This is a genomic window from Streptomyces sp. NPDC005262, assembly GCF_042872425.1.
In the GTDB taxonomy this organism is placed as follows: domain Bacteria; phylum Actinomycetota; class Actinomycetes; order Streptomycetales; family Streptomycetaceae; genus Streptomyces.
Window position 1 is genome coordinate 140,858 of the sequence record NZ_JBIAKK010000003.1, and the last position, 20,682, is coordinate 161,539.

The window sequence follows — 20,682 nt, forward strand, 5'->3', positions numbered from 1 at the left end:
TATGGATGAGACGGAGAAGAACGGCCTCACTGAGGCCGATGCTGTTGTAGATGTCGTGGTTGTCGGAGGTGGGGTCGCCGGACTGTCCGGCGCTCTGACTTTGGCCCGTTCCCGGCGGTCGGTGCTGGTGGTCGACTCCGGGGAGCCGCGCAACGCGCCGGCGTCCGGGGTCCATGGACTGCTGTCGCGCGACGGAATCGCGCCGCGCGAGCTGCTGCGGGCCGGCCAGGAGGAGGTCGCCGGTTACGGCGGCCGGGTCGTGTCCGACCGGGTGGTGGCCGTCCGCCGTGACCGCGAACGGTTCATCGTGGACACCGCCGGGGGCCGGAGCTACGGTGCACGGCGGCTGCTGGTGGCCACCGGGCTGGTGGACGAACTCCCCGCTGTCTCCGGCCTGCGGGAGCGGTGGGGCCGTGACGTGCTGCACTGCCCGTACTGCCACGGCTGGGAGGTGCGCGACGCGCCGATCGGAGTGCTGGCCGACGGGCCGGCCGCAGTGCATCAGGCGCTGCTGTTCCGGCAGTTGTCACCGGACGTGACTCTCTTCCTGCACACCGCGGACGACCCGGGCGAGGAGCAGTGGGAGCGGTTGGCCGCTCGCGGAATCAGCGTGGTCGACGGAGTGGTCTCGGCTCTCGAAGTGAGCGATGACCGCCTGTCGGCCGTACGGCTCTCCTCCGGCCTGCGGGTGCCTGTGCGGGCCTTGGTGGTGGCGCCTCGGTTCGACGCCCGTGGCGATGTGCTCGCGGGCCTCGGCCTGACTGCGGTGGAACACCCTATGGGCGTGGGGAGTTACGTGGAATCGGACGCGAGCGGGTTCACCGGTGTCGCGGGGGTGTGGGTCGCCGGAAACGTCACCGACCTGTTGGGCGGGGTCCCCGCCGCCGCGGCTTCCGGAGTGCAGGCCGCGGCGGCGATCAACGCCGATCTCGTGGCCGCCGACACCGATGCCGCGGTGGCGTGCCGGAGGGAGAACCGGTTCGTCGATGCCTTCAGCCCGGATGCTGAGGCAGCCGGCTGCGAGCGCGCGCTGGGGAATCGCCGCCATGGACTCGACACGCTGCTCCGTCCCGGTCGTCCCACTGGTCGGTGACTCCCGTGCGCCGGCCGGCGGCGTGCGCTCCCTGACAGCCGGCCGCCCCGTGAGCGGGCGCGGACCACCACATGCGGTCAGGTCGTACGGGCGCGCAGATGGGCACGCTCACCCTGCGGGCCGAAGAGGACGAGCAGTTCGACCGCATCGGAGTCGGTAGATCCCAGCCAGTGCGGCAGGTGGGTGTCGAACTCCGCCACCTCCCCGGGTTCGAGAATCAGGTCCTGGTCCCCGAGGAGCAGCCTCAGCCGGCCGCTCAGGACGTAGACCCACTCGTGCCCCTCGTGGACCTTCAGGTCGGGTTCGGTGTCCCGTCGGCTGGGTGGGATCACCAGCTTGTGCGCCTGCATTCCGCCGGCCCGGCGACTCAGCGGCACGAATGTCATCCCGGACCGGCGTACCGGACGAAGGTGCACGCGCGGGTCCCCGGTCCGGGGTGCGCCGACGAGTTCGTCGAGCGGCACTCCGTAGGCGCGGGCCAGGGGCAGCAGCAGTTCCAGGGTCGGCCGCCGCCCACCGCTCTCCAGTCGCGAGAGCGTGCTCTCCGAGACGCCGGTCGTCTCCGCCAGGTCGGCCAGCGTGATGCCACGCTGTCTGCGCAGCGCGCGCAGTCGCGGCCCGACAGCGGCCAGTACAGTGCTCAGCTCATCCACGTCCACCATCTTGCTGAAACAGCACAACCAATTGCAAGTGAACCAACTCGGCATGGCATCGCACAGCGCCATCGGGGCATCGTGGCGAACCCCTTCGATGCCCTGGAGTCCGGCCCCTGCAACAGGTCCCAGTGCGGCGTCCGATTACCGCCAGCTTCTCGCGCCCGAAAACCTCAGGCTGTGAGAGCAGAACGGAAACATCCAAAGCAGGACCGCTCACCTCTGATCCCCGCCTCGGATCTCGCCGAGTACGGCGGCCTGCCGCTCCCGTCCCCGCACACCGAGGCCGAACTCAGCGCACTCATCGGGCTGCTGAGGTACCCCGGATCCCGCATCGAGACCGTTTCCGTCGGTCACAGCCGCGACGACGCGTCCAGAACGGCGGCCGAAGCCTTCAGCACCGCCTGGCGGGCCGGCGGCGGAACGGTCCTGGCTCTGGTCGACTGGCCCGAGTCGGCGGCTTCCTGGCTACGCCCCGCGAGGAGGCTGACCCATGAGTCACCTGATGCCTGGGTGGTCGCAGCCGCCCCCGCTCGGCTTCGCCCAACTTGCCCGCCGCCTGCGCCGGAGTACCGACTGGGCCCCTGACCGTACGGTTGCCTTCGCCTCACTCCAGGACACCCGCCTGCTCGCCCTCGCCGGCGAAGGCGTCCTGGACGGAATGCGTGGCGCGAGCGCCGACGGTGGCATGTGGAGCGTACGCCACGGCTGGGTGACCTCAGGCCGGCGCGGGCGCGCTGAGTTGCCGGGCCGCCAGGGCACGCAGTGAGGCCCGGCACCGAGTCGCGGTGCCGGGCCTCACTCGTACGCACGCGTGTCAGAAGAAGACGCCGCAGCGCAGCAGCACGTTCGCGTAGGGCCGTGCCTCTCCGGTACGTACCACCAGCCGCGCCCCTGCCGACAGCGCCTTGAGCTCGTCGTGCGATACCAGCTCCAGCTCCGGCCAGCACCCTGCCAGCAGCCGGGCGGCCTCGGGATTCGCCTCCCGCACCTCCTGCGCGGCCGTGGCGCCCTCGATCACCAGCTCGTCCAGCAGCCCTTCGAGCACGTCGGCGAAGGAAGGGATCCCGGCGCGGAAGGCCAGATCGACGACCCGCGGACCGGCCGGGACGGGCATGCCCGCGTCGCAGACGAGGACCCTGTCGCCATGGCCCAGTTCGGCCAGTGCCCCGGCCAGATGACGGTTGAGAATTCCGGCCTTCTTCACAGCGCGGAGACCTCCTCGGCGGTCGGGAAGGACGCCTGCGCGCCTTCCCTGGTGACGGCGGCGGCGCCCACCCGGACGGCGAAGGCGGCAGCCGTCGCGAGGTCCTCGCCCAGGCTGAGCCGCCAGGCGAGGGCGGCGGTGAACGCGTCACCGGCACCGGTGGTGTCCACGGCGTCGACCCGGGGGCTGTGGACCCGCACCACGGTCCCTGTGCGGCCGTCGGCGACCAGCGCGCCCTGCGCACCCAGCGTCACCACCACCGAGCGCGGGCCGAGCGCGAGAAGCTCCCGCGCCCAGTCCTCCGGGCCCGGCCCTGCCGCATCGCCGAGCGTGAACCGGGCTTCGTGCTCGTTGACGACCAATGGGTCGCAGGCGGCGAGTACGTCCGCGGGCAGCGGTGCGGGCGGCGACGGGTTCAGTACGAACCGGACACCGGCCGGCAGGGTGCGTACGACCTCGGCCACGGTATCCAGAGGGATCTCCAGCTGCGCCGAGACGACCCGGGCGCCTGCGAGCAGGCCGTCGGCGGCCCGGATGTCACCAGGGGTCAGCAGGGCGTTGGCCCCGGGCGAGACCACGATGCTGTTGTCACCCGACGGGTCCACCGTGATCAGCGCGACGCCGGTGGGCGCCCCGCCGACCTGGACACCACCGGTCTCGACACCGGCTGCGCGCTGCGATTCCAGCAGCAGCTGCCCATGGGCGTCGTCGCCGACCCGGGCGAGCAGCGCGGTCCTGGCGCCGAGGCGGGCGGCGGCGACGGCCTGGTTGGCTCCCTTGCCGCCGGGGTGGACGGCGAGATCGGAACCGAGCACGGTCTCGCCCGGCGCGGGTCGACGCTCGACGCCGATCACCAGGTCGGCATTGGCCGACCCCACGACCAGCAGGTCGTAGTCGCGCATCACTGTCCTCCTTTCACTGAGGTGCGGGGGTGGGGCGGCTCAGGAGAAGTCTGCGACGTTCTTCTCCGTCACGACCTTCACCGGCACCTTGACCATGCTGTCGACCTGCTTGCCGCGCGCGGCCTCGACCGCGTTCTGCACGGCGATCTTCCCGAGTTCCTTCGGCTGCTGGGCGACCGAGGCGTACAGCGTGCCCGCGGCGACCGCCTTCAGGCCGTCGGGGGTGCCGTCGAACCCGACGACGTCGACGGAGTTTCCGGCCTTGCTGCCGAGTGCCTTGACCGCGCCGAGCGCCATCTCGTCGTTCTCGGCGAAGACACCGGTGATGCGCGGGTGGGACTGCAGCAGGTTGGTCATGACGTCCAGGCCCTTCGTGCGGTCGAAGTCCGCGGGCTGGGAGGCGACGACCTTGATCCCCGGGTAGGCCTTCAGGCCCTCGGTGAATCCCTTGCCCCGCTCGCGGCTGGCGGAGGTGCCAGCGGTGCCCTGGAGGACGACGATGTCGCCCTTGCCGCCGAGCTTCTCGGCCAGTGACTTCGCCGCGAGCCTGCCGCCCGCGACGTTGTCGGAGGCGACGAGCGTCGCCGTGTTCGCCTTGTTGACACCACGGTCGGCGGCGACCACCGGGATGTCCGCCTTGTTGGCGGCCCGCACGGCAGGTCCCACCGCGTCCGAGTCCACCGGGTTGACGATGATCGACTGCATGCCTGCGCCGGTGAAGTTCTGCAGCTGGTTGGCCTGCTGCGACGCGTCGTTCTGCGCGTCCGTCACGGTGAGGTCGATGCCCGCGTCCTTCGCCTCGGCCTGCGCGCCCGCCTTCATCTGGACGAAGAAGGGGTTGTTGAGCGTGGAGAGCGACATGCCGACCTTGGTGGTCGTACCGGAGTTGCCGGAGTTGAAGAAGGACACGGCTGCGACGACGGCCGCCACACACACCGCGGCGATCCCGATTTTCGCGGCTCCCTTGCCCCGGGGCCCGGAAGCACCGGATGAGGACGCCGACGACGCGGACCCACCGCCGGCCCGCCGGCGCACCGTGTCCAGCAGGACCGCGAGCGCGATCACGACGCCGATGACGACCTGCTGCCAGAAGGCCGAGACGGACAGCAGGTTGAGGCCGTTACGGAGCACGGCGAGTATCAGCGCGCCGATCAGGGTTCCGGAGGCCTTGCCGACGCCGCCCGCGAGGCTGGCGCCGCCGATGACGACCGCGGCGATCGCGTCCAGCTCGTAGCCCTGCGCGGCCTGCGGCTGCGCGGAGGCCAGGCGGGAGGCGAGGACGATGCCCGCGACAGCGGCGAAGAGTCCGGACAGGGCGTAGATGACGAGCTTCTGCCGCCTGACGCGCAGGCCCGAGAGCCGGGCCGCTTCCTCGTTGCCGCCGATGGCGTACATCGAACGGCCGATGTACGTGCGCCCGAGAACGACCGCCGTCACCAGCCCCATCGCGACCATCACGAGGACGGGGACGGGCAGCCACCCGCCGAGCGTGTCGCCGAGCACCGAGACGGAGTCGGGGAAGGGGATCGGGCTGCCCTGCGAGATGACGAGGGACAGACCGCGGCCGATCGAGAGCATCGCCAGCGTGGCGATGAACGGCGGGAGTTTCCCGTACGAGACGAGGGCGCCGTTGACGAGGCCGCAGGCGATGCCCGTGACCACGGCGAGGATCACCGCGATCCACACGGGGACACCCTCGGACGTCGCCATCCAGGCGAGTACGGTCGCCGAGAGCGCCGCCACCGAGCCGACGGACAGGTCGATCCCTGCCGAGACGATGACGAAGGTCACGCCGAACGCGAGAATCGCCGTCACGGAGGCCTGCACACCCACATTCAGCAGGTTCTGAGTGGTGAGGAAGTCACCGGAGAGCAGCGACATCGCCACCACCAGGACCACGAGGGCGCTCAGTGCGCCGTTGTCGAGCAGGATGCGGCGGAGCGCCGAGGCGCCACTTGCGCCCGTATTGCTCTTGAGCGTGTCAGTGGCCACGGGAGCCCTCCACTTCATCGTTCACATCTGGGGTGGTTGTTACGGACGGGCCGCTGACGGCGAGTGCCATCACCGCGTCCTGGGTCGCTTCGTGCGCGGGCAGTTCGCCGGCGATCCGGCCCTGGGCCATGACGAGCACCCGGTCGCTCATACCGAGGACTTCGGGAAGGTCGCTGGAGATCATCAGGACCGCGTGGCCGGAGGCCGTCAGTTCGTTGATGAGCTGATAGATCTCGACCTTCGCGCCGACGTCGATGCCTCGGGTCGGCTCGTCGAGGATCAGCACCCTGGTATCGGCGAGCAGCCACTTCCCGATGACGACCTTCTGCTGGTTGCCGCCGGAGAGAGTGCGGACGTGCTGACCGAGGCCCGCCATCCGTACGCCGAGCTCCCCGGCGATCCGGGCGGCGGCGGTGCGCTGCCCCTTGAGGTCCACGAGACCGCCGCGGCTGGCCGAACGCAGTGTGACCAGGCCGAGGTTCTCCTGCACCGAGGCGTCGAGCACGAGGCCCTGCCCCTTGCGGTCCTCGGGCACGAGCCCGATCCCGGCGCCCATGGCCGCGTTCACGTCGCCCTTGCCCAGCCGCTCGCCGCGCACCTCGACGCTTCCCGCGTCGTAGAGGTCGGCGCCGAAGACGGCGCGGACGACCTCCGTGCGGCCGGCGCCGACGAGTCCGGCGAGTCCGACGACCTCTCCGGCGTGCACGTCGAAGCTGATGTCGTGGAAGACACCGCCCCGGGTCAGCCCGCGCACGGAGAGCAACGCTTCGCCCGTCTCCGGCCGTTCGCGCGGATACTGCTGCTCGATGCTGCGCCCGACCATCAACCGGACGAGCTCGTTCTCCGGGGTCGAGGCGGGCACCTGGTCGATGCTGCGGCCGTCGCGCAGGACGGTGACCCGGTCGCCGAGCGCCGCGATCTCCTCCAGGTGGTGGGTGATGAAGACGATCCCCACGCCGTCCGCGCGCAGCTGGCGGACGATCCGGAAGAGCTTGTCCACCTCTTCGCTGGTCAGCACGGCGGTCGGCTCGTCCATGATCAGGACGCGGGCGTCAAGACTCAGTGCCTTGGCGATCTCCACCATCTGCAGCCGGGCGATGCCCAGTTCGCGCACCTTGGCCTTCGGTGAGACGTGCACGCCGACCCGGCGCAGGAGTTCCTCGGCGTCCGCCTCCATCTTCTTGCGGTCGATCATGCCGAGGCGCCGCGGCTGGCGGCCGAGGAAGATGTTCTCGGCGACGGTCAGCTCGGGCACCAGGTTGAATTCCTGGTAGATGGTGGCGATCCCGAGCCGTTCGGCGTCCTGGGCGCCGTGGACACGCACCTCGTTCCCGTCGACCAGGATCCGTCCGCTGTCCGGGCGGTAGGCGCCGGAGAGCATCTTGATCAGCGTGCTCTTGCCTGCGCCGTTCTCGCCGAGCAGGACATGCACCTCGCCGCGGCGCAGGTCGAAGTCGACGGAGTCCAGCGCGACCACGCCGGGGAACGTCTTTCGTATTCCCTCGATGCGCAGCAACTCGTCCTGGCTGCTCACAGGTTGCTCCTCGGGTTCGAAGCGGGCTCGCCGCACGACCTGCGCACGACGAGACCGGCGGAAAGGGTGACGGACTGCGGGGGCCGGCCCTCGATGACGTCGACCAGTGCCCTCACGGCGGCTCGGCCGAGGTCTCCGGTCGGCTGGGCGATCGCCGTGATCGGCGGATCGGTGTGGACGAACCACGGGATGTCGTCGAACGCGGCGAGCGCGATGTCCTGCGGAACCCGCAGCCCACGCGCACGGATCGCGTCCAGTGCGCCGAGGGCCATCAGGTTGTCGGCGGCGAAGACCACGTCGGGCGGCTCGGCCAGGGCCAGGAACCGCTCGGTGGCCCGGCGCCCGCTGTCCGCCTGGAAGTCTCCCTGCCCGATGTAGGCGTCGGGCAGCGGAAGCCCGTGCTCACCCAAGGCGTCGCGAAAGGCCTCGACGCGCTCGCTGCCGGTGGTAGTGGCGGCCGGGCCCGCGATGATCGCCAGACGGCGGTGGCCGAGGCGGTGCAGATGGGCGACGAGGTCCCGCACGGCGGGACATCCGTCGGCGCGCACCACCGGCACGTCCACCCCCGGAATCCAGCGGTCCACGAAGACAATGGGGGTGCCGCCACGCGCGGCGTCGAGTATCTGCGGGGAGCCGCCGTCGGTGGGAGAGATGAGGAGCCCGTCGATCCGGCGGTCGAGGAGCGTACGGATGTGGTGGTCCTGCAGCTCGGGCCGCTCGTCGGCGTTTCCGATGATGACGCTGTACCCGAGGGCGCGCGCCGCTTCCTCGACGGAGCGGGCCAGCGCGGTGAAGTACGGGTTGAGTACGTCGCTGATGATCAGCCCGAGGGTGCGCGTCTGGTCGGTGCGCAGCGACCGGGCGACGGCATTGGGCCGGTAGCCGAGCGCGTCGACAGCTGCGAGGACGCGGGCCCTCGCGTCGGGACTGACGGACGGATGGCTGTTGAGGACACGCGACACCGTGGCGACGGACACGCCCGCCTCGGCTGCGACATCTTTGATGCTCGCCACTTCCGGACCACCTCCTTGTGGTTTCCGTGAGCATCGGATCCAGAGGTGGCGCGGTCGGCACCGCAGCTCGTGGAAACGATTACACGAATGATTGGAAACGATTACACGCCCCAGAAGCAAGACCCTCCCGACACAGCGAGACGCAACCGTAATAAATCGGTGCTCATATGAGCGCAGCACTCAGGGTTCGCAGTTGTCGCCGTGCAACCTCCGCGCAACGTCGGGTGGGGTTACCTGGAGCCATCGATCGGTATCGGACAGCGAAAGGCCGACACGTGACCCCCTCGGACCCACCGCTCGTGGAGTTCACCCCCGCAGCCGCCGATCTGGTGCGGCGACTGCGCGAGGCACACGGGCCGCTGATGTTCCACCAGTCCGGCGGCTGCTGCGACGGCAGTGCGCCCATGTGCTACCAGGACGGCGAGTTCCGTACCGGCAACTCCGACGTGCTGCTCGCCTCGCTCGGCGTCGACGGGGTCGCGGAGCCCGTCCCCTTCTGGATGTCGAAAAGCCAGTTCGAGGTGTGGGCACACACCCGGCTGATCGTCGATGTGGTGGCGGGGCGCGGCAGCGGCTTCTCGCTGGAGGCGCCGGAGGGGGTCCGCTTCCTGATCCGGTCGCGCCTCGTCGGCGCCTGACCGCCGCGCGCCCGGCGCTTTACGTCACTGCGTGTCGCACTCCGCGACGATGTCGTCGAACACGCCGACGCGGGCCGCACCACCGGGAACCGACGGTGCTCGGCGCCCGGTCGTTCGTGGCCGAGAGACCCGTGCCCGTCCACCTGCGTCGGCGGCTCCGCCGGTGCGGAATTCGGCCGCGGCTGGGTACCGGCTGCCACCGTCGCCGAAGCGGTCGGGTTGTGTACGGGGTCGCACCGCCATCAGGCGCCGGATGCGACCCCCTTCAGGCGCCCGAGGAAGTGCCATGTGTTTCATGACCACTTCACCGCGCCACAACGAGTCCGATCAGGGCTTGAGGCTGCTGACGACGTCGGCCGTGGCCGTCAGTCCCTCCTGAATGCTCGGTGCCATGCTCGTCCCCGCCAGGAAGAATCCGAGCAGCGCGCAGACGATCGCATGCGAGAGCTTCAGTCCTCCGTTGCGGAGGAAGATCACCGCAAGGACCAGCAGTAACAGCACCAGTGAGATCGAAATGGCCATGGCCAACCTCCTCCGCCGCGCCGGAATGCGGCTTTCGGCCGCCAGTGTGGCGTAACGAAGGGGCCATCCGGCGGACTGGCGTGTCCGCCATCCGGGTGTTGACTGACTGTCACCGTCGCAGGCCGTACGACTCGTCAGGCACCTTGCCGGGTACCGCTGTTCTTCGCACGGAGAAAGAGCTCGAGCCCGGCCAGGTCGTCCGTGTTCAGATGGTCGACCCCAGCAGCCAGCAGTTCGGTCCAGACGGCGTCGCGCTCGGGTCCCGCCACGTCGGGCGTCGCCCAGAAGCGGACGCGCTGCCCGCCGCGGTGGGCGGTGCCGACGAGGGCGCGGAGCCTGTCCCGTTCGGCGGCGGGGAACGGGCCCTTGCCCAGCCAGCCGAAGCTCTCGGTCCAATTGCTGCTGATGAGCGGGATGAATGAGGCCGTGGCCGCGGTGCCGAGGTCGTCGAGCCTGCCGTCGTAGAAGGCGAGGCGCGTGCGCTGCGCCTCCATCGGGACCCGGGCGGCCCGGTCGCCGGAGATCACAGGGGTGACTGCGCCTGCGTGTACCCGGCCGTCGTGGTACGAGGTCAGTATCCGGCGGTACCGCCGCAGTTGCCGGTCGAGCTCCAGGTAGGCGGCGGCGCCGTCCGTCTTGATGTCGATGAGCAGCTGCACGGGTTCGCGGCAACCGGCGTACACCGCACCGTGGTTGGCCCTGACCCTGGCCAGCAACGGGTCCAGGTAGAGCGACGCAAGGGTGCGGGTGGGGTCGAGGTCGGTGGCTTCGTGGGCGACGAGCAGCTCTCCGTCCACGAGGAAGATGTCCGCCTCGACGCTGGTGAACCCGTGGGAGAGGGCGTCATGGAGTGGGCGCGGGTGGAGGTAGTCGTTGTGCGCGTGAGCCTGCCGCAGCGGGCGTAGCGGCGGACGGTGCCGCGTGGCGACGGGCATGGTGGCCGCTGCGGCCGGATCGAGAGGTACGGCTGCGCCTGCGGCCAGGGCGGCAAGGGCGGTGGTGACGACGCGGCGGCGGGTCGGGAACGCCATGGATTCTCCCGGGAACGACGTGCGGACCGGACGGGTGGACGCGACCGAGTATGGGTCCGGAGCGCACTACTGGGCAGGTACCTGCCAAGAGTTGACGCGGTCGTCGACCGTCGGTCGACTGCCGTTCCCCCGGGCGGTCGGTTTCGTGGGCGGAGCGGGGAGTGGCCGGTCCGCATGGTCTCCTCCGGTCGGGCTCATGCTCTGCGGCGCGGCCACCGCCCCGAACGACGAAGGGGCAGGGACGACGTCACGTGTCCCCGCCCCACATCCCGCCGACATGGGCGCAGTCGCGCTACGGCACGGGCAGTTCCATCAGCCCGGCGATCACCTCGCGGTGGCTGCCGGCCGTGCCGTACGCGATCGCGTCGGCCTTGGCCCGCTTCAGATACAGGTGTGCGGGGTGCTCCCAGGTCATGCCGATGCCGCCGTGCAGCTGAATGCACTCCTCCGCGGCGTGGACCGCGACCTTGGAGCAGTACGCCTGGGCCACGGCCACCGCGAGCGGCGTGTCGGGGCTGCCGGTCGCGAGTGCGTCCGCGGCGTTTCGCGCGGCGGCACGGGCCGAGACGACCTCCAGCCAGAGCTGCGCCATCCGGTGCTTGAGCGCCTGGAACGACCCGATGGGCCGGTTGAACTGATGCCGTTCGCGGGTGTACCTGACCGTCTCGGTCAGACACCACTCGGCGAGACCGAGCTGCTCGGAGGCGAGCAGTCCGGCACCGGCGAGCAGTCCGCGGCGTACGGCGGGGCGTGCCGCTTCCGCGTCGGCGAGGCGGGTCCCGGTGGCGGCGGTGAGGGTGACGGTGGCGAGCGGGCGGGTCCGGTCGAGCGCGACGAGCTGCTCGAGGGTGACGCCGGGCGCATCCGCCTCGACCGCGTACAGGCCGTCGGTGGTCGGTACGAGCAGTACATCGGCCGCGGCCGCGTCGGCGACCGCGGTGACGGTGCCGTCCAGGGTGCCGGTCACGGCCTCGGCCGCCGAGCTGTTCTCCGGCGCCGCGGGGAACGGTACGGCGAGGACCGCGATCTTGCGTCCTGCGGCCAGGTCACCGAGGAGTTCGGTGACTGGGCCGTCCTCGCTCCCCAGGGCGAGCAGCGTCTCGGTCGCGACGACCGCGCTGGTCAGATAGGGGGCGGGGGCCACGCTGCGGCCCAGTTCCTCCAGGACGACCGCAGCCTCGCGATGGCCGGCGCCCTGGCCGCCGAGCTTTTCCGGCACGAGCAGCCCGGCGGCTCCGATGTCGGCGCCGAGAGCCTTCCACAGCTGCGGGTCGTACGGCGTGTCGGACTCGATGCGGGCGATCACCGTCGGCGCGTCGGACCGGTCGGCGAGCAACGACCGTACGGCGGCCCGCAGGTCGTCCTCGGCCTCCGAGTACAGCAGATCGGGCGCCACGGTCTCTTCGGTCTGTGCTGTCATCGGGACAGGTCCTTCCAGGCGACATCCTTGTCGTTGCGCGGCTCGGCGGGCAGCCCGAGGACGCGTTCGGCGACGATGTTCAGCAGAACCTCGCTCGTGCCGCCCTCGATCGAGTTGCCCTTGGACCGCAGATAGCGGTAGCCCGCATCGCGTCCGGTGAAGTCGACCAGGTCCGGCCGGCGCATCGTCCAGTCGCTGTACAACAACCCTTCCTCGCCGAGGAGTTCGACCTCCAGTCCGCTGATCTCCTGGTTGAGTCGGGCGAAGGCGAGTTTCATGCCGGAGCCTTCGGGGCCCGGCTGCCCGGCGACGAGCTGCTGGCGCAGCCGCTCGCCGGCGAGCCTGGCGACCTCGGCCTCGACCCAGAGGGTGAGCAGCCGCTGATGAAGATCGTGGGTGCGCAGTTCAGGACGTTCGCGCCAGGTCCGGGCAACCGGGCCGATCATGCCGCCCTCGCGCGGGATCCGGGATCCGCCGATCGAGACGCGCTCGTTCATCAGGGTGGTCCGGGCGACCTTCCAGCCGGCGCCGACCGGGCCGAGACGCCGGCCGTCGGGGATGCGTACGCCGGTGAGGAAGACCTCGTTGAACTCGGCCTCGCCGGTGATCTGACGCAGCGGCCGTACCTCGACACCCGGATCGGTCATGTCGCAGATGAAGTAGCTGATGCCGCGGTGCTTGGGCAGGTCCGGGTCGGTACGGGCGATGAGGATCCCCCAACGGGCCACATGAGCGCTGGACGTCCAGACCTTCTGGCCGTCGACGATCCAGTCCCCGTCGGCCTCCTCGCGCACGGCGCGGGTGCCCAGCGCGGCGAGGTCGGACCCGGCTCCCGGCTCACTGAAGAGCTGGCACCACACCTCCTCGCCGACCCACAGAGGGCGCAGGAAGCGCCGCTTCTGCTCGTCGGTACCGAAGCCGAGGATGGTGGGGGCGGCCATGCCGAGGCCGATACCGATGCGGCGCGGGTCGTTGTCGGGGGCGCCCGCCGCGGCGAGTTCGGCGTCGACGACCGGCTGCAGGGAGCGCGGTGCGTCGAGTCCGCCCAGCCCGGCCGGATAGTGCACCCACGCGAGGCCGGCGTCGAAGCGGGCCCTCAGGAAGTCCGTGCGCTCGGTGCCGGCCGGGGGGTGTGCGGCGATCAGCTCCCTGGTGCGGCGGCGGAGTTCGGCCGCGTCGACGGCCGTCATCGGGCGGCTCCCGCCGGATGCACGACGATACGGCCGGTGCTCGTACCGTCGGCGACACGCTGGACGGCGTCCGCCGCGCCGTCCATCGCGACACGCTCGCTGATCAGCGGTTTGATGACACCGCGTGCCGCGAGCGCGGTGAGTTCCTGGTGGCAGGCGCGGACCGCTGCCGGGTCCTTGGTGTTGTACAGACCCCAGTGGAGCCCGACGATCGAATAGTTCTTGACCAGTGCGTGGTTGAGCGCGGGGGTGGGGATGACGCCGCTCGCGAAGCCGACGACGATCACCCGGCCCTCGAAGGCGATGCACTTCACCGACTTGGCATACGCGTCGCCGCCGACCGGGTCGTACACCACGTCGGCGCCGCGGCCTCCGGTGGCTTCCTTGACCGCCGCGACAATGTCCTCGGTGCGGCGGTCGATGACCAGGTCGCAGCCGAGCTCATGGGCGATCTTGGCCTTCTCGGGGCCTCCGACGACGCCGATGACCTCGGCCCCGGCGGCCTTGCCGAGCTGGACGGCCGCGCTGCCGACACCGCCCGCCGCGGCGTGTACGAGGAGGGTCTCGCCCGCCTGGAGGTGCGCCCTGCGGTGCAGTCCGAACCAGCCCGTCTGGTAGCCGATGTGCAGAGCCGCCGCTTCGGCGTCGTCCAGGGTGTCCGGGGCGGGCAGAAGAGCCGCCTCGTCCGCGACGACGTACTCGGCGAAGCCGCCGTTCGGCAGGGCGGGGGTGGCGAGGACCCGGCGCCCGTCCTGCGTCTCGCCGCAGATCTCGACCCCCGGGGTGAACGGCAGGGGCGGCCGCACCTGGTACTGGCCGCGACACAGCAGCGCGTCCGGGAAGTTGATGTTCGCCGCGAGCACCTTGAGGAGCACCTGTCCGTTACCGGGCGTGGGCCGGTCCGTCTCCTCGAGCCGCATCACCTCGCTCGGCTCGCCGTTCCGGTGCACTCGCCATGCCTGCATGAGGGGCCTCCACAACACTGTCGGCATTACCACTGCTCCGGCGCATACTAAGCGGTCGCTTGCCCACCTGGGAACAGCCTGCCCGGACCGATTCGGCCGGGCCCGGACATGCCTGCGCGCCCGGCACGCCCCGAGTGGTGCGGGGATGCCGGGCGCGCGGCAGGCCTGAGCGGAGCCGGCCGGTGTCAGGGGCCGTTCCGGCGGCCCCTACCGGTTCAGCCGACCACCAGCTCGGCGATCTGCGGCGCCGCAGACCCGGCGCGCCAGGCCAGACGTACCGCATCAGCCGTGCGGCCGGTCGTGTTCACCCTGGTGTACGGACCGTCGAGCTCACCGACGGTGTGCCAGGTTCCGTCGGCGCCCCGCAGCTGGATGTCGGCGAGGGCGTCCGACCCGGTCTGCTGCAGGACGGTGACGGACCCGACGGAGCGCGCGGAGCCGAGACCGAGTTCCAGCGCCTCACCGGCCTCGGGCGCGCGCGCCGCCCGGTAGACGGTGCCCGGGTCACCGTCGGCCGCCGAGCGCAAGGCGGATCCGGTGGCGGCGGGCGGTCCGCCGGCCAGCGCACCGTCCTTCAGCTCGATGCCGAACTCACGCACGACAAGCCAGTTCGTCTGGCTCGCGGTCGCCCGCGCCCGCACATAGCGGGCCTTCGTACCGGCGGGGACGGTCGCGGTGACGTCCGGCTTCCCGGAGAACGTGGCGAGTTGCTGCCAGCTCTGCCCGTCGACGGAGTACTCCAGCACGCCGTCGTGGAGGTAGTCGCCGACGCTGCCGGGCTTGGCCATGGCGAGGGTGATGTCGCCGATCTCCCGTGCCCGGCCCAGGTCGACGGCGAGCTGATCTCCGGCGGCGGGGGCCGCGTCGCTCCAGAAATAGGTCGAGTCGTCGCCGTCGAGCATCCGGGCGACGGTGTTGGTCTGGTACGTACCGAGGGTGGTCGATGCCGTGGGCCTGCCACTCACACCGATGATCCGGTCGTGTTCGGCACTCGCCTTGTCGACGAATCCGTCCAGCACCCCGTTGCCGACGATGGCCGGCACCTTGCGGCCGTCAAGGCCCGTGTAGGCGAAGGACTTCGCCTCGGCGACGAGTGCGGGCAGTTGCCGGCGGAGCTCCCAGGCCTGCGCTCCCTTTCCAGCACGCGCCGCCTCGACCATGCGCAGGGCGGTGCGGGTCGCGGTCGCCCAGGCTTCGGTGGCGTCCAGCCAGGGGCCGGAGTCGTCGATGAACCCACGGTCCGGGAGGCTGCGGCGCAGGCGGTCCGGGGCGTCACCCAGGTCACGGAGCACCGAGGTGAGCCGCGTCGCGTCGCCGGACTTCCAGTAGCGGGCGAACTCGGCTGCCAGGTCGGGTGCTTCCTGCTTGTTCAGGGCCGAGCTGTAGTTGATGTCGGCGAACGCCCGCAGCGCCTTCTCGGTGCGGGCGTCGCCGCCCGCGTACTCCTTGAGCCCCTGCAGCCACGAGGCCCGCTCGTCGTACGCGGCGTCGTTCCAGGAGTAGTCCGCGACCGTGTAGAGCGAGAGCTTGGAGGCGTACGGCTGGATCATCGGGTTGGCGGTGATCCCGGCCAGCTCCCCCGGCAGCCCCTTCTCCCGGCCGTTGAACGGGCCGAGCAGCAGCCGGCTGGTGACGTAGTCGTTGACCGGGTAGTTGTCCCAGGTCAGGATCGGATGGTTGAAGACCGTCCGGGCGGCCTTGGCCTGCGCGACGGTAATCGTCGGCGCGATGACGCCGACACCCGTCCACTCGACGAGGACATCGGGGTCCAGCTGCTCGGCGAGCGCCGTCTTGTAGGGCGAGGCCGAGACGTTGTAGTACTCGGTGGGCACCATCTGGAGCGGCTGGGCGCCCGGGTGCGTGGCGATGAACTCCTTGTTCACCTTGTTCAGGAGGTACGCCTGCGCGGCACCCGCCGCACCGCCGCCGGTCCCCCACTTCTCCTTGTCCGCCGGACAGTTCCAGTCGGTGTAGCTGATGTCGTCGAGCGGCACGGCGAAGGTGCGTACGCCGATGTCCCAGATCGTCTGGAACTTGTCGACGAGCGCCTCGGCGTCGTCGTCGGAGCTGTAGCAGACGGAGAGTCCGGGCGAGAGTGCGTAGGTGAACTCGACGTGCCGCTGCGCGGCCCGGTCTGCGAGTTCCTTGATCTGCGCCAGCTGATCAGCGGGGTACCGGTCGCGCCACTTCGCGCGGAGATACGCGTCGTCCTTCGGCGAGTACACATAGATGTTCATCTTGTGCTCGCCGTAGTAGTCGAGCTGGTCGAGGCGGGCCGCATGGGACCAGGGCGTGCCGTAGAAGCCCTCTATGACGCCGCGCAGCGCGGTGCCCGGCCAGTCGCGCACGGCGAGCCCGTCGACCTCGGCGCCGGGGTGGTTCCGCCGCGGCAGGATCTGACGGAGGGTCTGGGCGGCGTAGTACGTGCCGGTGGTGTCCTTGCCCGCGAGGACGACGCGGTCGGCACCGATGCCGAGGACGTATCCGTCGGCGGGCAGCGCGTCGGGGCCTTCGATGTGCTGGGCCGCGAGGGCGGCGGAGACACCGATGTGGACGGTGAGTCCGCTTCTGCCGGGGCTGCCGCTCCGTACGATCCGCTGCGCACCGGCGCGGCGCAGCGCGGCTTCGACGACCTTGACGGAGGGTTCGTCGGAGGTGTCGCCGGTCACGAGGGTCACGGTGGGGCTGATCGTGATCCGGTCGGACCTGGTCCTGACGGATTGCGGGGTCGGGGTGATGGCCGGAGTGCGCTGGCCGGTCGCGGCATTCCTCAGGGGGGCCGTCCGGGCGCTGTCGGCAGCCTGGGCGGCCGGCGCGGCGGTCAGCAGGCCGCCGGCGAGCAGACTCGCAGCCGCGGCGAGTGCGGTGAGACGGGGTGGGCGAGGCGTCACATGTCCTCCACGGGTCACTCAAGTCACCAGAGTCGCGCAACACAACGAGACCGAATTCAACATCATGGCGCTGGCATGTCAATGGTCTGGACAACATCAACGCCTGGACCTGGTGTTTTGTCTTCGCGAGAGGGCGGCGATACGCGCTCCGCCGGGTCATGGTTCGCAGGCCGGAGCGGCTGCCGGGGACTCGGGAGCAGCCGGCGGAATCGCGGCGGCACAACGACGGCCCCGGTCGGCGTCATCCAGGAGCCGGAGCAGATCACACAGGTGTTCGATTCGGCAGATCCGTTGCGAGGCCCACCGCACACGCTGTCCAACAACGCGTCGGCCAACTACCGCTCTCCCCGGCGAAGTTGTCACCGAACGCCCGGCGGGCGGCGGACCACGTGTGCGGCCCGTTCACGACGCGCGCCAGCCGCTCCATCGCAGGACCGAGACTTCGACCACCGGCCCGTCGGGAGGACGGTCGGCGTACTGCTGGTATTTCGCCGTGAGCAGGTCGACGCAGCGGGCGGCCTCGGGGAGACCGTCCGGTGGCGGGAGCACGCGGGCCTCGCCATCGGCCCGCACCCACCACAGGCGGTCCCAGTCCTCCTCGTAGTGGTCGGCGAGCAGACAGACCGAAGGGTGGGCGGCGATGTTGGCCAGGCGTTTCAGTCGCGTCGTCCGCTTCGGCTTGTGGTCGACGGCCAGCACGACCGTGTCGCCGTCCAGGGCGAACACCACCGGCACCAGGTGCGGGCGGGAGGCCTCGTCGATCGTCGCCAGGTGGGCGATGCGCGCCGCGGCGAATCTCTCCCGGGCCTCAGCGCTCGTCAGAGCGGGCATCGCACCCCTAACGACAGTTGCGGCAATCACGGCGGACGGTTCGGGGGTTTCCGGATCCGTCCCGCTTTCGGAGGCGCGGTCTTCTCCGGCGTCTCAGCTGTACCGGGCAGCCACCTCGGCCAGCCGGTCGAGGTGCTCCAGCGTCTCGCGCTCGGGCATCGTCGGCAGGTAGAGCAGCAGCCGCTCGACGCCCAGACCGATGTAGCCCTCGATCTGGCCGGGGTCGTCGGACGCCGCGTAGACCGTCACCGGCACCTCTCGTTCGGCAAGTGCGCGCAGCCGCTCGATCTGTGGACCAAGCTCCTGCGGCGACGCACTGTTGGCCAGCCACGCGTCTCCGAGCTGCGCCACCCGCGGGAACGCGCCCTCGCCGCCGCCGACGTAGATCGGCGGATGGGGGCGCTGTACGGGTTTGGGCCATGCGAAGACCGGATCGAAGTTCACGAACTCACCGTGGAACTCGGCTCTCTCCGCGGTCCACAGCTCTCGCATGGCGCGCAGCCGCTCGTCGGTGAGCCGGCCACGGGTCGAGGGATCCGTGCCGTGGTTCCTCATCTCCTCGCGGTTCCAGCCGACACCGATACCGAGGATCATGCGCCCCCCGGAGATCAGATCGAGCGAAGCGACTTCCTTCGCCGTGATGATCGGGTCCCGCTGCGGGATCAGCGCGATGCCGGTGCCCAGCAGCAGCCGCTCGGTCACCACGCCGATCGCGGTCAGGGCCACGAAGGGGTCCAGGGTGCGGTAGTACATCTCCGGCAGTTCACCACCACCCGGGTAGGGCGTCTGACGATCGGCCGGGATGTGGCTGTGCTCGGCGATGAACAGCGAGTCGAAGGAGCGCTCTTCGAGCGCGGCCCCGAGCGAGGTCGGGCCGATGCCCTGGTCGGTGATGAAGGTCGATACCCCGAATTTCACGGTGACTCCGTCGAGGATTGAGTGCGGGAAGGACGGGTGGCACAGATCTGTTGACTACCCGCCCGCGGGGTTCCCGCTTCCATGACCACCCGGGAGAACCATCGCGGAACAGCGTTCCCGGCTCCCCGAATGCACGAACGCCTCGTGCGTTCGCGGCGCTCGAACCCGTACGCGCGGCACGCCGGCAGTGCGAAGTGCCCCCGACTGCGGGGCACACCTGATGCCCCTCCTCGCGCAGCGGGTACGCACACCCCGGCCGGTGCATGGGTGCCGCCTCGCCGCGGATGGCGGGCGCGTCATGGGCGACCCGCGCGCGTCGGTGCCGGGTCCGCAACGACTGCCCCTCGTTCCGCACGTCACACCCAAGCTCGGAAATACCCCCCGGGGTATAAGTGCTAGTCTCGATGAGAGATACCCCCCGGGGTAACCCGTACGGAAGGAATCACGCCGTGTTCTTCGTCGACACCATGGAGACCGCCGGCCTCGGCAACCGCAGCTACCTGGCAGGCGGGCGGCGCTCCGCCCTGGTGGTGGACCCGCCCCGCGACATCGACCGGGTCATCGCCGCAGCGGCACGGCGCGGCGTGCGGATCACCCTGGTCGTGGAGACACATCTGCACAACGACTACGTGACCGGCGGCCTGGAGCTGGCGCGTGTCACCGGGGCCTCATACCTGGTGCCGGCCGCCGCGCCGGTGGCGTTCGACCGGGTGCCGGTCGCCGACGGGGACACCGCCCCGGTCGACGAGAGCCTGACGCTGCGCGCGATGGCCACTCCCGGGCACACCCCGCACCACACCTCGTACGTGCTGGAGGAGGACGGCCGTCCGGTGGCCGCCTTCACCGGTGGTTCGCTGCTGATCGGCAGCGTGGGGCGGCCCGACCTGGTGGAGCCCCGACTCACCCCTGTGCTGGCCCGCGCCCAGCACGCCTCCGCGCACCGCCTCGCCGACGAGCTCGACGACGCCGTGCCCGTGCTGCCGACACACGGCTTCGGCAGCTTCTGTTCCTCCGCGCAGGCCGACGGGGACACCACGACGATCGGTGCCGAGCGAGCCCGCAACGACGCGCTCGTCAAGGATGTGAACACATTCGTCGCCGAGCTGCTCGCCGGACTGGACGACGTCCCCGCCTACTACGCGCACATGGGCCCGGCCAACGCCGCAGGTCCCGATCCGCTCGACCTGACGCCGCCCACCCGGGCCGACGCCGAGCAGATCGCGCGGCGGCTGGCCGCGGGCGAATGGGTGGTGGATCTGCGCAGCAGGGTGGCGTTCGCCGAGGGGCATGTCGCCGGTTCGTTCAACTTCGAGGGCGAGGGCCTGCTCGCCACATATCTGGCGTGGCTGATCCCGTGGGGCAGGCCGGTCACCCTGCTGGCGAACAGCGCCGACGACGTCGCGCACGCCCAGCGCGAGCTGGCCCGGGTGGGCATCGGCCGCCCGGTGGCCGTTGCGACCGGCGACCCGCAGACCTGGGTCCGCACCACGGACGAGCTGCGCTCGTTCCGCAGGTCGGACTTCGCGGGCCTGGCCGCGGCTCGCGAGCGTGGCGAGCACCTGGTGATTCTTGATGTCCGCAGGGACTCCGAGCGCCGGGCCGGAGCCATCGCCGGGTCGGTGCACATCCCGGTGCACGAGTTGCCCAAGCGGCTGCACGACGTGCCGGTCGGCAGCGTGTGGGTCCACTGCGCGGGCGGGATGCGGGCGGCCATCGCCGCGTCGCTGCTGGATGCCGCCGACCGTGAGGTCGTGGCCGTCGACGACGGGTTCGCCGCCGCTGAGGCCGCAGGCCTGACGATCACGGCTCCCGCAGTCGGCGCCCCCGACGGGACGGCCGGCACCGGGCCGGCCGTCGCCTGACCGCCGGACCTCCCCGTCCC

General features: G+C 70.8%; 18 protein-coding genes. 4 read left to right on the forward strand and 14 right to left on the reverse strand.

Going from position 1 to position 20,682, the window contains the following annotated elements:
- Position 1: 1 nt before the first annotated feature.
- Positions 2 to 1,093, forward strand: a complete 1,092-nt coding sequence (locus ACFYP5_RS10590; protein WP_389033285.1) for an NAD(P)/FAD-dependent oxidoreductase — start codon at positions 2 to 4, stop codon at positions 1,091 to 1,093.
- Positions 1,094 to 1,170: 77 nt separating this feature from the next.
- On the opposite strand, the gene ACFYP5_RS10595 is transcribed toward ACFYP5_RS10590, so the two are convergent.
- Positions 1,171 to 1,755, reverse strand: a complete 585-nt coding sequence (locus ACFYP5_RS10595; RefSeq protein WP_389033288.1) for a helix-turn-helix domain-containing protein — start codon at positions 1,753 to 1,755, stop codon at positions 1,171 to 1,173.
- 484 nt (positions 1,756 to 2,239) lie between these two features.
- Here ACFYP5_RS10595 and ACFYP5_RS10600 point away from each other — a divergent pair, with 484 nt between their 5' ends.
- A complete protein-coding gene (locus ACFYP5_RS10600; RefSeq protein ID WP_389033290.1) occupies positions 2,240 to 2,515 on the forward strand; it encodes a hypothetical protein in 276 nt (91 codons plus the stop codon).
- A gap of 48 nt (positions 2,516 to 2,563) precedes the next feature.
- On the opposite strand, the gene rbsD is transcribed toward ACFYP5_RS10600, so the two are convergent.
- Genes rbsD through ACFYP5_RS10625 form a run of 5 tightly spaced genes read right to left on the reverse strand, consistent with a single transcriptional unit; the run spans position 2,564 to position 8,394 of the window.
- Complete coding sequence (gene rbsD, locus ACFYP5_RS10605) at positions 2,564 to 2,953, reverse strand: D-ribose pyranase (protein ID WP_389033292.1); 390 nt, start codon at positions 2,951 to 2,953, stop codon at positions 2,564 to 2,566.
- A complete protein-coding gene (locus ACFYP5_RS10610) occupies positions 2,950 to 3,855 on the reverse strand; it encodes a ribokinase (RefSeq protein WP_389033295.1) in 906 nt (301 codons plus the stop codon). The genes rbsD and ACFYP5_RS10610 overlap by 4 nt, the downstream gene beginning before the upstream one ends.
- 39 nt (positions 3,856 to 3,894) lie before the next feature.
- Positions 3,895 to 5,847 carry a substrate-binding domain-containing protein gene (locus ACFYP5_RS10615; RefSeq protein ID WP_389033298.1) on the reverse strand — a complete coding sequence of 651 codons (1,953 nt, stop codon included), beginning with the start codon at positions 5,845 to 5,847 and terminating at the stop codon, positions 3,895 to 3,897.
- On the reverse strand, positions 5,837 to 7,381 hold the full coding sequence (locus tag ACFYP5_RS10620; RefSeq protein ID WP_389033301.1) for a sugar ABC transporter ATP-binding protein: 1,545 nt from the start codon (positions 7,379 to 7,381) through the stop codon (positions 5,837 to 5,839). The genes ACFYP5_RS10615 and ACFYP5_RS10620 overlap by 11 nt, the downstream gene beginning before the upstream one ends.
- Positions 7,378 to 8,394 carry a LacI family DNA-binding transcriptional regulator gene (locus ACFYP5_RS10625; protein WP_389033304.1) on the reverse strand — a complete coding sequence of 339 codons (1,017 nt, stop codon included), beginning with the start codon at positions 8,392 to 8,394 and terminating at the stop codon, positions 7,378 to 7,380. The genes ACFYP5_RS10620 and ACFYP5_RS10625 overlap by 4 nt, the downstream gene beginning before the upstream one ends.
- Before the next feature lie 275 nt (positions 8,395 to 8,669).
- Between ACFYP5_RS10625 and ACFYP5_RS10630 the strand changes: the two genes are divergently transcribed.
- Positions 8,670 to 9,032, forward strand: coding sequence for a DUF779 domain-containing protein (locus ACFYP5_RS10630; RefSeq protein WP_389033306.1), 363 nt, complete (start codon positions 8,670 to 8,672; stop codon positions 9,030 to 9,032).
- 327 nt (positions 9,033 to 9,359) lie between these two features.
- Here the strand turns inward: ACFYP5_RS10630 and ACFYP5_RS10635 are convergent, their stop codons facing one another.
- The 8 genes from ACFYP5_RS10635 to ACFYP5_RS10670 all read right to left on the reverse strand — a co-directional run bounded on the left by ACFYP5_RS10635 (position 9,360) and on the right by ACFYP5_RS10670 (position 18,800).
- Positions 9,360 to 9,554 carry a hypothetical protein gene (locus tag ACFYP5_RS10635; protein ID WP_030924608.1) on the reverse strand — a complete coding sequence of 65 codons (195 nt, stop codon included), beginning with the start codon at positions 9,552 to 9,554 and terminating at the stop codon, positions 9,360 to 9,362.
- A gap of 134 nt (positions 9,555 to 9,688) precedes the next feature.
- Entirely contained in the window at positions 9,689 to 10,585 is an 897-nt protein-coding gene (locus ACFYP5_RS10640; RefSeq protein ID WP_389033309.1) for a phosphatidylinositol-specific phospholipase C/glycerophosphodiester phosphodiesterase family protein, read from the reverse strand.
- 292 nt (positions 10,586 to 10,877) lie between these two features.
- Positions 10,878 to 12,005, reverse strand: coding sequence for an acyl-CoA dehydrogenase family protein (locus ACFYP5_RS10645; protein WP_389033312.1), 1,128 nt, complete (start codon positions 12,003 to 12,005; stop codon positions 10,878 to 10,880).
- A complete protein-coding gene (locus ACFYP5_RS10650; protein ID WP_389033313.1) occupies positions 12,002 to 13,195 on the reverse strand; it encodes an acyl-CoA dehydrogenase family protein in 1,194 nt (397 codons plus the stop codon). Before ACFYP5_RS10650 ends, ACFYP5_RS10645 begins: the two co-directional genes overlap by 4 nt.
- Positions 13,192 to 14,160, reverse strand: a complete 969-nt coding sequence (locus tag ACFYP5_RS10655; protein WP_389033316.1) for an NADPH:quinone oxidoreductase family protein — start codon at positions 14,158 to 14,160, stop codon at positions 13,192 to 13,194. Before ACFYP5_RS10655 ends, ACFYP5_RS10650 begins: the two co-directional genes overlap by 4 nt.
- Before the next feature lie 215 nt (positions 14,161 to 14,375).
- A complete protein-coding gene (locus ACFYP5_RS10660; RefSeq protein WP_389033319.1) occupies positions 14,376 to 17,051 on the reverse strand; it encodes a beta-N-acetylglucosaminidase domain-containing protein in 2,676 nt (891 codons plus the stop codon).
- Positions 17,052 to 17,453: 402 nt separating this feature from the next.
- The gene (locus tag ACFYP5_RS10665; protein ID WP_389033322.1) at positions 17,454 to 17,882 is read right to left on the reverse strand and encodes a TIGR03668 family PPOX class F420-dependent oxidoreductase; all 429 of its coding nucleotides are present in this window, start codon (positions 17,880 to 17,882) and stop codon (positions 17,454 to 17,456) included.
- Positions 17,883 to 17,975: 93 nt separating this feature from the next.
- Positions 17,976 to 18,800 (reverse strand): LLM class F420-dependent oxidoreductase, encoded by an 825-nt coding sequence (locus tag ACFYP5_RS10670; RefSeq protein ID WP_389033325.1) that lies wholly within the window; start codon positions 18,798 to 18,800, stop codon positions 17,976 to 17,978.
- A 449-nt stretch (positions 18,801 to 19,249) separates the two neighbouring features.
- Here ACFYP5_RS10670 and ACFYP5_RS10675 point away from each other — a divergent pair, with 449 nt between their 5' ends.
- Positions 19,250 to 20,662, forward strand: a complete 1,413-nt coding sequence (locus ACFYP5_RS10675; protein WP_389033328.1) for a rhodanese-like domain-containing protein — start codon at positions 19,250 to 19,252, stop codon at positions 20,660 to 20,662.
- Positions 20,663 to 20,682 lie beyond the last annotated feature (20 nt).

Coding starts and splice junctions, on each gene's coding strand:
- ACFYP5_RS10600 (WP_389033290.1), top strand. CDS start 2,240: ATGAGTCACCTGATGCCTGGGTGGTCGCAGCCGCCCCCGCTCGGCTTC.
- ACFYP5_RS10610 (WP_389033295.1), bottom strand. CDS start 3,855: ATGCGCGACTACGACCTGCTGGTCGTGGGGTCGGCCAATGCCGACCTG.
- ACFYP5_RS10635 (WP_030924608.1), bottom strand. CDS start 9,554: ATGGCCATTTCGATCTCACTGGTGCTGTTACTGCTGGTCCTTGCGGTG.
- ACFYP5_RS10590 (WP_389033285.1), top strand. CDS start 2: ATGGATGAGACGGAGAAGAACGGCCTCACTGAGGCCGATGCTGTTGTA.
- ACFYP5_RS10650 (WP_389033313.1), bottom strand. CDS start 13,195: ATGACGGCCGTCGACGCGGCCGAACTCCGCCGCCGCACCAGGGAGCTG.
- ACFYP5_RS10665 (WP_389033322.1), bottom strand. CDS start 17,882: ATGCCCGCTCTGACGAGCGCTGAGGCCCGGGAGAGATTCGCCGCGGCG.
- ACFYP5_RS10655 (WP_389033316.1), bottom strand. CDS start 14,160: ATGCAGGCATGGCGAGTGCACCGGAACGGCGAGCCGAGCGAGGTGATG.
- ACFYP5_RS10595 (WP_389033288.1), bottom strand. CDS start 1,755: ATGGTGGACGTGGATGAGCTGAGCACTGTACTGGCCGCTGTCGGGCCG.
- ACFYP5_RS10645 (WP_389033312.1), bottom strand. CDS start 12,005: ATGACAGCACAGACCGAAGAGACCGTGGCGCCCGATCTGCTGTACTCG.
- ACFYP5_RS10640 (WP_389033309.1), bottom strand. CDS start 10,585: ATGGCGTTCCCGACCCGCCGCCGCGTCGTCACCACCGCCCTTGCCGCC.